This window comes from Bradyrhizobium sp. P2_E8 (assembly GCF_056403875.1).
The window spans coordinates 1-10,566 of sequence record NZ_JBFUES010000148.1; the positions used below are offsets into that span (position 1 = coordinate 1).

Annotated in this window: 13 protein-coding genes and 1 pseudogene; 4 read left to right on the forward strand and 10 right to left on the reverse strand. The window is 65.4% G+C overall.

The annotated features are described in order from the left end of the window. Positions 1-216, reverse strand: a 216-nt coding sequence (locus AC1D00_RS10965; protein ID WP_477010692.1) for an ArsR/SmtB family transcription factor, incomplete at its 3' end; no start/stop codon positions are given. A 204-nt stretch (positions 217-420) separates the two neighbouring features. Between AC1D00_RS10965 and AC1D00_RS10970 the strand changes: the two genes are divergently transcribed. Next, positions 421-1,596 carry a serine hydrolase gene (locus AC1D00_RS10970; RefSeq protein ID WP_477010693.1) on the forward strand — a complete coding sequence of 392 codons (1,176 nt, stop codon included), beginning with the start codon at positions 421-423 and terminating at the stop codon, positions 1,594-1,596. Positions 1,597-1,665: 69 nt separating this feature from the next. On the opposite strand, the pseudogene AC1D00_RS10975 reads toward AC1D00_RS10970, so the two are convergent. After that, a pseudogene (locus AC1D00_RS10975) lies at positions 1,666-2,502 on the reverse strand (outer membrane protein). A gap of 272 nt (positions 2,503-2,774) precedes the next feature. Beyond that, a complete protein-coding gene (locus AC1D00_RS10980; protein WP_477010694.1) occupies positions 2,775-3,479 on the reverse strand; it encodes an SDR family oxidoreductase in 705 nt (234 codons plus the stop codon). 100 nt (positions 3,480-3,579) lie between these two features. On the opposite strand from AC1D00_RS10980, the gene AC1D00_RS10985 reads away from it, so the two are divergent. After that, positions 3,580-4,422, forward strand: coding sequence for a GNAT family N-acetyltransferase (locus tag AC1D00_RS10985; protein WP_477010695.1), 843 nt, complete (start codon positions 3,580-3,582; stop codon positions 4,420-4,422). A 65-nt stretch (positions 4,423-4,487) separates the two neighbouring features. Here the strand turns inward: AC1D00_RS10985 and AC1D00_RS10990 are convergent, their stop codons facing one another. The 7 genes from AC1D00_RS10990 to AC1D00_RS11020 all read right to left on the reverse strand — a co-directional run bounded on the left by AC1D00_RS10990 (position 4,488) and on the right by AC1D00_RS11020 (position 8,090). After that, positions 4,488-4,934, reverse strand: coding sequence for a hypothetical protein (locus tag AC1D00_RS10990; RefSeq protein ID WP_167771280.1), 447 nt, complete (start codon positions 4,932-4,934; stop codon positions 4,488-4,490). Between the two features lie 166 nt (positions 4,935-5,100). After that, positions 5,101-5,385, reverse strand: a complete 285-nt coding sequence (locus AC1D00_RS10995) for a hypothetical protein (RefSeq protein ID WP_027549281.1) — start codon at positions 5,383-5,385, stop codon at positions 5,101-5,103. Between the two features lie 12 nt (positions 5,386-5,397). Further along, positions 5,398-5,838: a curlin gene (locus AC1D00_RS11000; protein WP_283813909.1), complete on the reverse strand. Its 441-nt coding sequence runs from the start codon at positions 5,836-5,838 to the stop codon at positions 5,398-5,400. Between the two features lie 64 nt (positions 5,839-5,902). After that, complete coding sequence (locus tag AC1D00_RS11005) at positions 5,903-6,325, reverse strand: curlin (protein WP_477010696.1); 423 nt, start codon at positions 6,323-6,325, stop codon at positions 5,903-5,905. A 26-nt stretch (positions 6,326-6,351) separates the two neighbouring features. Next, entirely contained in the window at positions 6,352-6,744 is a 393-nt protein-coding gene (locus AC1D00_RS11010; RefSeq protein ID WP_135177329.1) for a curlin, read from the reverse strand. A gap of 118 nt (positions 6,745-6,862) precedes the next feature. Beyond that, positions 6,863-7,264, reverse strand: a complete 402-nt coding sequence (locus AC1D00_RS11015) for a curlin subunit CsgB (protein WP_167771281.1) — start codon at positions 7,262-7,264, stop codon at positions 6,863-6,865. A 166-nt stretch (positions 7,265-7,430) separates the two neighbouring features. Beyond that, the gene (locus AC1D00_RS11020) at positions 7,431-8,090 is read right to left on the reverse strand and encodes a response regulator transcription factor (protein WP_477010697.1); all 660 of its coding nucleotides are present in this window, start codon (positions 8,088-8,090) and stop codon (positions 7,431-7,433) included. A gap of 598 nt (positions 8,091-8,688) precedes the next feature. Here AC1D00_RS11020 and AC1D00_RS11025 point away from each other — a divergent pair. After that, positions 8,689-10,119 (forward strand): efflux RND transporter periplasmic adaptor subunit, encoded by a 1,431-nt coding sequence (locus tag AC1D00_RS11025; RefSeq protein WP_477010698.1) that lies wholly within the window; start codon positions 8,689-8,691, stop codon positions 10,117-10,119. Further along, positions 10,116-10,566, forward strand: a 451-nt coding sequence (locus AC1D00_RS11030; RefSeq protein ID WP_477010699.1) for an ABC transporter ATP-binding protein, incomplete at its 3' end; no start/stop codon positions are given. The genes AC1D00_RS11025 and AC1D00_RS11030, both read left to right, overlap by 4 nt.

Sequence of the window (10,566 nt, forward strand, 5' to 3'; positions counted from 1 at the left end):
GTGCGTACACGGCGTGCGTACACGGCCGGACTTCTCCGACTGCACCAGTCCGCTCAGCTCCAGCACTTGGATGTGCTTCATGAAGCTCGGCAGCGCCATGTCGAACGGCTCGGCGAGCTCGCCGACCGAGGCCTCGCCGGCGCATAGCCGCATCACGATCGCCCGCCGGGTCGGGTCGGCGAGCGCGGAAAAAATCTGGTCCAATTGGTTAGCCATGAAGCTAACTATAGACCCACCACGAACCCACGTCAATAATTGTTAGCCAACAAGCTAAGTAAAATCCGTCGGCGCGGCCGAACGCGGGATCGGCGGCTGGAAGATCCGCCGCGGAACTTCCAACGCGCGATTGTGAATTGAGGCGGGACGCGGTTTGCAGGTGCGACTGGCGCCGGGGGCGACGGCAATCTGTTCATCAAGCGCGTGTCCCCACTTGTCACCTCACGACCTCTTTCGATCAGCCGGCGTGGCTTCGCCAAGGCGGCCCTGCTTCCGCTCGCAATCAGCCTCATCATCCCGCGCAAGGCGGCCGCGGATTCCGACATGATCGCGCAGATGCGCGACATCGTCGCCAACGAGCTGGCGCCGACCGCGACGCCGGACCAACCGGGCGGCCTCGCCGCCGCGCTGTATGCCGGCCGCCATGTCGAGTTTTTCAACTACGGCTTTGCCGACGACACGACGCGACGGTCGGTCACATCGGACACGCTGTTCAACCTCGCCTCGCTGCGCAAGCCGTTCGAGGCGACGCTGGTCGCGCTCGGCACGCTTCGCGGCGAGTTGCGGCTCGACGATCCCCTGCCGAAATACCTTCCCGAGCTCACCGGCGACAGCATCCGCGGCGTCACCGTCGGCGAGCTCGTCACGCACACGTCGGGACTGCTGCTGCCGACCGACCATCCGCCCTGGCCCGACGAGCAGTTCTCGCGCGCGCAGTTCATCGAGATGCTCAACGCATGGAGACCGCGGGCTGGCGAAGCGCCCGGCAAGCAGCGCATCTACAGCCATGCCGGCTACGTGCTGCTCCAGCTCGTGCTCGAACGCTGTTACGGCGCGCCGATCGCAACCCAGTTCGAACAGCGCATCTTCAAGCCGCTGGGCATGACCGCGACCTCGGTGCCCGAACGCGGCGAGGACAATCGCGCCGTCATGGATGCAGCGTGGATGCAGCGGGTCGTCCAGGGCTATTCGGATCAGGGCATGGCGATCGGCCCGCCCGGCAACCAGCAGAGCTATTTTGACTTTCCCGGCACTGGCCAGGTGTTCTCTTCGCCGCGGGATCTTTCGACCTTCGTTGCGGCCTGCGTCGATGGCCGCTCGGTCGATCCGCATTTGCGCGAGGCGCTGCGGATGACCCAGCACGAGGCCTTCCGCGTCGACGAGAAATTCGGGCAAGGCATGGCCTGGGAGACGGTGCATCTTCCCGAGGCCACCGTCGTCGATAAGCCGGGCGGCCTCAACAACGCCTCCGGCTATATCGGCCTCGTGCCGTCGCGGCGGATCGGCATCGTGCTGCTGGCCAATCGCGGCGAATATCCGCACGAGATCGCGCGCTAYAGGATCCTGCCGGCGCTGGCGAAGCTCGTGGCCTCGCACTGAAGCCGGCCCTAAACAGAAAGCCCCGGCTGAGCCGGGGCTTTCCACGCCAGATTCGGAACGGGATGAAGCTCAGTATCTGGCGACGACCGGTCCGCCGAACTTGTAGTTCACGCCGACGCGCACGATGTTCGACTTGATGTCCACCGAGTGGGTGAAGACGCTGCTCGGGAAAGGCAACGTGCCGGCGAAGCCGACCAGGTTGGTGCTGGTTGCCGTAGCGCGGCCGAGATCGACATAGAGATATTCGGCCTTGAGCGACCAGCCGCCGCCGAACGCATATTCGGTGCCGACGCCTGCGGTCCAGCCGACGCGCGTGTCGCGGATCGTTCCGGATTCGGCCGCACCACCGGCGAAGGTGTCGGTGAAGTTGAAATTGGCCTTCACCTCCGAGATGGCCGCGCCGCCCGTGGCATAGAGTAGCCAGGTCGGAGCCGCCAGGAAACCGATGCGGCCGCGAATGGTGGCGAGCCAGTCAGCCGAGACCGACGAATTGACGGTGAAGGTGTCCGGTGCGCAGCAGGGATACACGGCCGTGCCCGAGGCGCGGCCCTTGAAGCCGAAATAGTTGATATCGCCTTCGATGCCGAACACGGCGTTGTTGACCTGCCAGTTGTAGCCTGCGGTTAAGCCGCCCGTCACGCTGGAGCTGTTGATGCCCTGGGCACCCACCGTGTTGACGGCGGGGACGCTGCTGGCGGCGAAATAGCCCGTCGGAGAAAACACGGTCGAGGTGCTGGGATCGGAGCTGCCCCACTGCCCGCCGACATTGCCGCCGACGTAAAATCCGGTTCAGTTGTAGGCCGGCGCCATCATCGGCGCCTTGGTGTAATGCGCCGCGAGGTCGGCCGCCTGCACCGATGCGGTGCCCAAAACAACCGAAGCGACCGCCAGCAAAAACGTCTTCATTCCAGTCTCCATGCCCACGCGATCAGCTCGCGTTTCGAATGCGCGCGGGCGAGAGGCATCCGGCGCAGATCGGGCATAGGCTGCCGGCCCCATGCCGTCTTGGGCTGCGACGAAGTTCATAGGGACTGTGACGTAGTGTGCGCCCCACGTCGCGCGAGCGGATGAGGAGTGTGACCCAGCAGCCACGCCTCGTCCTTCATCGGCGGCGCGCCGCGCGCGGCCGTGTCGCATCACGACAAGGCCCGCGCGAGCGTGATGCGAATCTGCCGACGTCAGACCGAGCGCGTCAGCCCACCGTCCACACGGATGTTCTGGCCGGTGATGTAGGCTGCACCGTCGGACGCCAGGAACGAGATCGTCGCTGCGATCTCCTCGACCGTGCCATAGCGCTTCATCGGCACGCTGTCGCGGCGCGCATCCAGCTGCGGCAGGCTGTCGATCCAGCCCGGCAGCACGTTGTTCATGCGGATGTTGTCGGCGGCATGGGTGTCGGTGAAGATCTTGGTGAAGGCGGCAAGGCCTGCGCGGAACACCGCCGAGGTCGGAAACATCGCGCTCGGCTCGAATGCCCAGGCGGTAGAGATGTTGATGATGGCGCCGCTCTTCTGCGCCTGCATCACCGGCATCACCAGCCGGGTCGGCCGGATCACGTTGAGGAGATACGTATCGAGTCCGGTGTGCCACTGCTCGTCGGTAATCTCCGTGATCGGCGCGCGGGGTCCATGGCCCGCGCTGTTGACGAGCACGTCGATGCGCCCCCACTTCGCCATCGCGCCGTCGACGAGACGCTTCAGATCATCATTCGACTTGTTGGAGCCGGTGACGCCAAGCCCGCCGAGCTCGGCCGCCAGTGCCTCGCCCTTGCCGGAGGACGACAGGATCGCGACGCGAAAGCCGTCGGCCGCGAGCCGCCGCGCGGCCCCTGCCCCCATGCCGCTGCCGCCGGCGGTGACGAGTGCGACTTTCTCTGCTGCCATGACCGATCATCCCTGTCTTGAGGCGAGCCGCGGGCCCGGCCTATCATGAGGCCTTCTACCGCCAGACTTGCCGGCAGGTCCACCGTCGAAGGCATCCGTCATGAGCGATTTGCAGATCCGTAATTTGCGCCCCGAGGAGATCTCCATCGCCGTCGACTGGGCCGCGGCCGAGGGCTGGAATCCGGGCCTCTCCGACGCCGCCTGTTTCGCCATCCCCGACGCGCAAGGCTTCTTCGTCGGCGAGCTCGGCGGCGAGCCGGTCGCGACCGTCTCCTGCGTCAATTACGATGACCGCTTCGCCTTTCTCGGCTTCTACATCGTGCGCGCGGACCTTCGCGGTTCCGGCCACGGCCTGCGCATCTGGAACGCCGCGATCGCGCATGCGCGTCCCCGCGTGATCGGCCTCGACGGCGTCGTGGCRCAGCAGGACAACTACAAAAAGTCCGGCTTCCAGCTTGCCTACGCCAATATCCGCTATGGCGGCACCGTCGCCGCGCCGCCAGGGCCGCCCGCCGACGTCGTCGCGCTCGACACGATCCCGTTCGCGCTCGTCGAAGCCGACGACGCAACGGTGTTCCCCGCGCCGCGCAGCGCCTTCCTGCGCGCCTGGATCAAGACATCAGGCCATGTCGGCCGCGCGCTGCTGCGTGACGGCAAGCTCGCCGCATGGGGCGTGATCCGCCCGTGCCGGACCGGTCGCAAGATCGGCCCGCTCGTCGCCGACGATCGCGCGGCGGCCGAAGCGGTCGTGCAGGCCTTGCTGGCGAGCGCGGACGGTGGCGAAGTCTTCCTCGATGTCCCCGCCGTCAATCGCGAGGCCATCGCGCTCGCGGAACAGCTCGGCCTCAAGCCGGTGTTCGAGACCGCGCGAATGTACACGGGGCCGATCCCGCAGCTGCGGCTCGACCGTGTCTTCGGCGTGACCAGCTTCGAGCTGGGTTAGAGCATGATCCGGAAAAGTGTGAAGCGGTTTTCCGAAGAGATCATGCTCAAAAAGCAACGCGCTGCTCAGTAGCAGCGCATGATGTTGACGGTGTGCTCGCCGCCGCCACGACCGGGCACCGTCACCTGCTCCGTCGGGCAACTCGGCACATAGGGCCGATCGGACGGCACCACGTTGGGCGGGAAGCGATGCGTCCAGTCCCAGGGAACGTCATAGGTGTAGGTGTAGCGCACGTCGGTGGAGGGCGGCTGTCCGGCATCGGCGAAGGGCTGGCTATAGCCTGCGCCGTCGTAAAAGAACCCGCCTCCGCCCGGCCAATAGACCCACGGCGTGTTGCGGCCGCGGAACCGCGCACCCGGYGCGATCGGCGGACGCATTGCCGCAGTCGGCGACGCCGCAGTGGACCCATGCGGAGCGGCGCCGCCGGGCCTTGAAAAACTGTCGCTGGACGAAAGGAGCAGCGCGGCTGCGCTGAGCGAGGCGAACAGCGCCCCATATGATCTGGACATCATGATACGCACCAACTCGTTTGGCTTCGGCGGCTCCCCACCGCACGCTAGGCCGGGCTGTCGCCCACCCGCAAACGTATAATTAATTATTGGTTAAGACACGGGATTAACGGGGAACCCGGTGCGGCAGAACGCCCGGAATTCCGCCTTTTTGCGACGGCGCGATGTGTCAGTGGTCTTGCTGGTGCTTGCGCAGCCAATCGAGCAAATCCTGCGCATTGCCGGTGCCCTGCGTCACGATCGCGGTGTTACCGCCGCTGCGCCGGTACACGGTGGTGCGCCCGGGCTCTTTCTCGATCCTGACCTCGGCCTGCGCGGGATCGCCGCTTTGCGTGATCGCCGCCGTCCCGTTTTCGTCCTGGACCACCGTGGTATGGCCATCGCCGGCCCCGGCCGGCGCCATCGCAACCACGCTCATGAATCCTATTCCGGATGCGAGCAGGAGCAACCTCATGTCATACCTCCATCATCGGCCGAACTGAAAGATCGCCAGCCAGTTGAAGCGTCCGAACTGCCTTACCGCTCCCGAGTTCATGTCGCCGATCTGAAGCAGGAGCGCGTTGGTGGAATTGCCGATCTGGGTGATGTCGGCGGTGTTGCTGAGACCGGACTGACCGATCGCCGCGTTGGTGGTGCCGCCCACCTGGATCACATTAGCATAGTTGCGCGTGCCGTTCTGGATGATGGTCGCGTCCACCGTTCCCGTTCCGCCGATCTGGATCACCCGCGCGATGTTGATGCGGCTGTTCTCCTCGATCGTGACAGGCTGAACGTCGTTGCCGAATTGCACGATCGTCTCGATGCTCACGTTCCGGTTGGTCACGCTGCGCTGGACCGTTCCGGCCGGCGCCTGCGTCGCCGTGCCTACGGCGACAAGCAACGCCGCCACAGCCAGAACCCGCTTCAAGACCTCTCTGCCGCACCGCATCGCGCTTCCCCGCTGGTTCCCGACGCCGATSAGTTTGCGCGCCTTACCGACCGGTCTGGACGATCGTCGAAGTGTTGACCTTGCTGAATTGCGCCACCGTGCCCGTGTTCATGGCGCCGAGCTGCGACACGAGACTGGTCGCCGACTGGCCGGTCTGGCCGACGAAGGCGAAATTGTTCATCCCGGCCTGCCCGATCGACGCCGAATTCGTCCCGCCGAATTGCAGGACGCCCGTGGCATTGTTGGTGCCGTTCTGGACAACGGTCGCGCTGGTGCTGCCGCCGATCATGAACACACCCGCCATGTTGAGCTGACTGTTCTGGTTCAGCACGACCGGCGGTCCGCCGACCGACACGATAGTCTTGATGTCGGCGGTCTGGGCGCCGGCCGATCCGGCGCCGGCGCCGCCGAGGGCGAGCACTGCGGCACCCGCGCTTCCCAAGAGACGTTTCAAGAGACGTTTCATGACATGCCTCACCACTTCCGAATTGCTCACGGAGTCTGCTGGAGAATCGTCGAGCCGTTCAGGATTCCGAGCTGCCCGACGCCGGCCACATTGTTCGCGCCGATCTGGCCGATCAGGCTCGAATTGGCGCCGCCGACCTGGCCGGTCAGCGCCGTGTTGGACGCCGTCGCGGTGGTGCCGCCCTGCCCGGTCACCGCGGTGTTGACGGTGAGCAGCGAGCCCATCTGCAAGGTGGTCGCAGTATTGGTCGCGCCGAACTGCAACGTCGTGGCGCTGTTGCTGGTTGAGCCCGTCTGCGAGATGAAGGAGCTGTTGGTCGTGCCGAACTGCAGCACGCTGGCCGAGTTGCCGGCCTTTGCATCGACGGCAGTCAGCGCGCTGAGCGCAATGGCCGTCACAACGAGATAGGTGATCCGCATGTCATGTCCTCCGCGAGAATAGGCGAGCGATCCTTGACTGGTCGGCCCGCCCGATGGCGGTGCTTTCGAGAATGGGCCGGACGCGCCGCGCTGTGACGCGTCCGGTCGACGAGATGGTTCAGTGCGCCGTCTGCGAGACGGTGCTCGTGTTGATGCCGAAGCCGCTGAGCTGGCCGACGCTGGCGGAGTTGTTCTGGAGCGCGGCCGGCCCGAACGAATTCTGGGTGATCGAGCTGCCGTTGTTGATGAAGGCCACCTGGCCGGTGGTCGCCGTGTTCTGCACGCCGACCTGGTTCACGGTGCTGGCGTTGTTGAGCGACGGCGAGCTGGTGCCCTGCATGGTGGACGCACCGTTCAGGATGCCGACCTGGGTCGTCGACGAGCTGTCGTTGGTGAGGCCGTTCTGCGTGACGCTCGAGGAGTTCACGATGCCGAGCTGCACCGTGGTGGACGTGTTGGCGGCCTGGGCCGCGGAAGACAGAGCGAGCACGGCAACGGAAGCAAAAAACAATTTGCGCATGGAGTATCCCTTTCTGGCCAAGTTGTCTGACTGGTTTCGGATGCTGGTCCTGAATGCGACCGACATCGTGGGATCACTCTGAACCGATCGCGGCAATCGCGACAGACTGCAGTTCATGCTAATCGGTACGGACTAGACGTTGCGCGGCAAGTCGCCACTCGCAACCTCAGATTTGCGGCTGTCCCGCACTGGCGCGCGTCGTCTCCGCTTCGCGTCCCATGCTGTCGATCAGCCGCGCCACCTCGATCGGCGACCGCAGCTCCATCTTTCGCATCATCCGGGCGCGATGGACCTTCACCGTCACTTCGCTCACGCCAAGCCTCGCCGCGATCTGCTTGGCGACAAGCCCCTCGGCCATCAGCAGCATGATCTCGCGCTCCCTCGACGTCAGCGCCTCGACGCGCTGCCGGGCCTCGCGCACGGCGCGTTCGCGCTCGATCCGCCTGCGGTCGCGCTCAATGCCATGCCTGATCGCATCGAGGATCTCCTGTTCGCGAAAGGGTTTTGGCAGAAACTCGACCGCGCCGCGCTTCATCGCCTCGACCGAGACACGGACGTCGGAGTGGCCGCTGATGAAAACGATCGGAATGGGCACGCCCGATTCGGCGAGCTTGCGCTGAAGCTCCAGGCCGGTCGGCGACGTGCCGGGAAAGCGGACGTCGAGCACGAGGCATGAGGGTCCGTCGGAAAGCCTCTCCCTGAGGAATTCGTCCGTCGAGGCAAACAGCCTCACCTGATGTCCCGTCTCCTCGCAAAGTCTCCCGATCGCGCTTCGTATCTCGATTTCGTCGTCAACGACATAAACTGTAGCTTGATTTGAATCCATTGCATCAAACTCCCGGACCTGGCCTCGATGATCCAGCAACGAGCCATCCATTGTTCTTGCAAGCGAAAACAAGGTTCTTGAATGCACCGGCGAGAACCGGTCGAGTCGCGTCTGCCCGTCGGTTTGACGTCTTAAGGCCAACACCCGGCCGAGACGAGTGAAGGCGTTCACATATCGGGCTTCGTGATGGAAAGGTCTCGATGCCGCCGACGGCGGCGTCACCGCGAGACGCCATATCGAGGATGCGGCAATTCGGCGTCTCGACCGAGGTATCGCCCAACTGCGTCATGGTGTCGCCACTCATGCGCCAACTCGAACGCCGGCGGCCGGCCATCTGGACCAAACCACACGAGACGTTCAGTCAGCTATCGAGTTCGATACCGCGCGCAACCTCTGGAATACGCCGGGTATGCACTTCACGCAAATCACGAAAGGTCGCGCCCGCGCATTTTACTTCTGGATCGTCCAGCGCGCCCGACCGTCGCCCCGGCCGCGACGACATACTGACGTATCGATATCGATTTTGACAATTTACAACCATAGCGCGATCTCGCTCCGCACCGGCAACGAAGCCATTTCAAGCAGGCGGGTTTTTGATATGCGATTTGTGCCAATTATTGCCTTGCTCGGAGCTGCATGCGCCCTCGCCGCGGCCTTCGCCACAGAGCCGGCCGTCGTCGCCGGCGCCGCCGGTAGCGCGGCAGACACGGCGGCTCACGCCTATGACTCGACGAAGCGGCTGCTCGTGCCCGGCAGGCGCGAAGCTCCGGCCTTCGGGTCGGATGCGCCGATGTTCCGCTATGCCGCGATCCAGCGCGGCAGCATCGAGCAGACGATCACCGTCACCGGCGCGCTACAGCCGGTCAAGACGATCGAGGTCGGCTCCCAGCTGTCGGGGCAGCTCGCCCGGGTCTATGTCGACTTCAACGACACCGTCAGCAAGGACCAGCCGCTCGCCCTGATCGATCCGCGCAGCTTCGCGGCCAAGGTCGACGAAGCCAGGGCTTCCATGGCGGTCTCCAATTCCCTGGTCGACATCGCGCGCGCCAAGCTCGATCGCGCCAGGATCGATCTGCAGAACGCAAAGGGCAGCCGCGACGTGCTCGCCGCCAAGCTCGAGAGCGCCCAGGCGGTCAAGAGCTCGGCACAGAAGACCTTGCAGCGCAAGCTGGCGCTCCAGTCGCAAAACGTGGTGGCGACGACGACGGTCGACGACGCGCAGACCGAGTTCACGGCACGTCTGGCCCAGGAGCGCGAGGCCGAGGTCCTCATGTCGCTCAACGCCTACTCCGTGGACGGCGCCCAGGCCGACGTCCGCCGGATCGAAGCCGAGCTGCAACAGGCCCGCATGGCGGTGCCGGAGAAGGCGGCCGTTCTCGCCGCGGCCCAGGCCGATCTCGACCGCACCGTGATCCGCTCGCCGATCGACGGCGTCGTCGTCGGCAGGTTCGTCAACGAGGGCCAGACGCTCGCGGTTGGCCTCGAGTCGCGCACCACCTTCGTGGTCGCCCATCGCCTGGAAGACATGGAGATTCACGCCCAGGTCGACGAGGCCGATATCGGGCGCATCGCCTCCGGCCAGCGCGCCTATTTCACGGTGGATGCCTACCCCGACCGCCGCTTCGAGGCCGTGGTGCGGCAGGTGCGCAAGGCGCCGCAGAACCAGCAGCACGTCGTCACCTACACCGTCGTGCTGTCGACCTCCAATCTCGACGGCGCGCTGCTGCCTGGCATGACGGCCCTGGTGAAGATCGTGATCGAGCGGCAGGACGACGTGCTGAAGGTGCCGCTCGCCGCACTGCGTTTCCAGCCGTCCGGCGCGCGTCCGGAACCGACCACCGCGCACAGCGGCGTGTGGGTGCGCACTGCCGGCGGCTCGCTCCAGCGCATTGCGGTGACGGTCGGCGCCGCCGGCACCGAACAGGTCGCACTCAAGAGCGGCGACCTCGTCGAAGGCAGCCAGGTCGCGGTCGGCCAGGCCATCCGGCCGGCGGGCATGGAGTTTTTCGGAATCAGGTTCGGATCATGACTGCCCCCCTTCCTCTCATCAGTCTCCGGTCCGTATCCAGGACCTATCGCACCGACGGGGTCGCGGTGGCGGCGGTGCGCAACGTCAGCTTCGACATCGCACAGGGCGAGATCGTCGCCGTGATGGGACCGTCGGGCTCCGGCAAGTCGACGCTGATGAACATGATCGGGCTGCTCGACCTGCCGAGCGAGGGTGAGGTCCATCTCGAGGGAGCGAATGTCGCCGAGCTCTCGGAAGATCGCCGGTCGTCCTTGCGCGCCCGCAGCATCGGCTTCGTGTTCCAGTCCTACAACCTGCTCGCGCGCCATAATGCGATCGAGAACGTCGCGCTGCCGCTGGTCTATGGCGGCATCAGCCGCAAGGCGCGCCTGGCGCGCGCCGAACAGAGCCTTCAGGCCGTCGGCATGCTGCACCGGGCCCATCATTTTCCGCGGCAGCTCTCGGGCG

Bases quoted from the DNA above. Each gene is read 5' to 3' on its own strand.
- AC1D00_RS10980 (WP_477010694.1), bottom strand. From the start codon at position 3,479: ATGGCAGCAGAGAAAGTCGCACTCGTCACCGCCGGCGGCAGCGGCATG.
- AC1D00_RS10995 (WP_027549281.1), bottom strand. From the start codon at position 5,385: ATGAGGTTGCTCCTGCTCGCATCCGGAATAGGATTCATGAGCGTGGTT.
- AC1D00_RS11005 (WP_477010696.1), bottom strand. From the start codon at position 6,325: ATGAAACGTCTCTTGAAACGTCTCTTGGGAAGCGCGGGTGCCGCAGTG.
- AC1D00_RS11010 (WP_135177329.1), bottom strand. From the start codon at position 6,744: ATGCGGATCACCTATCTCGTTGTGACGGCCATTGCGCTCAGCGCGCTG.
- AC1D00_RS11015 (WP_167771281.1), bottom strand. From the start codon at position 7,264: ATGCGCAAATTGTTTTTTGCTTCCGTTGCCGTGCTCGCTCTGTCTTCC.
- AC1D00_RS11020 (WP_477010697.1), bottom strand. From the start codon at position 8,090: ATGGATTCAAATCAAGCTACAGTTTATGTCGTTGACGACGAAATCGAG.
- AC1D00_RS11025 (WP_477010698.1), top strand. From the start codon at position 8,689: ATGCGATTTGTGCCAATTATTGCCTTGCTCGGAGCTGCATGCGCCCTC.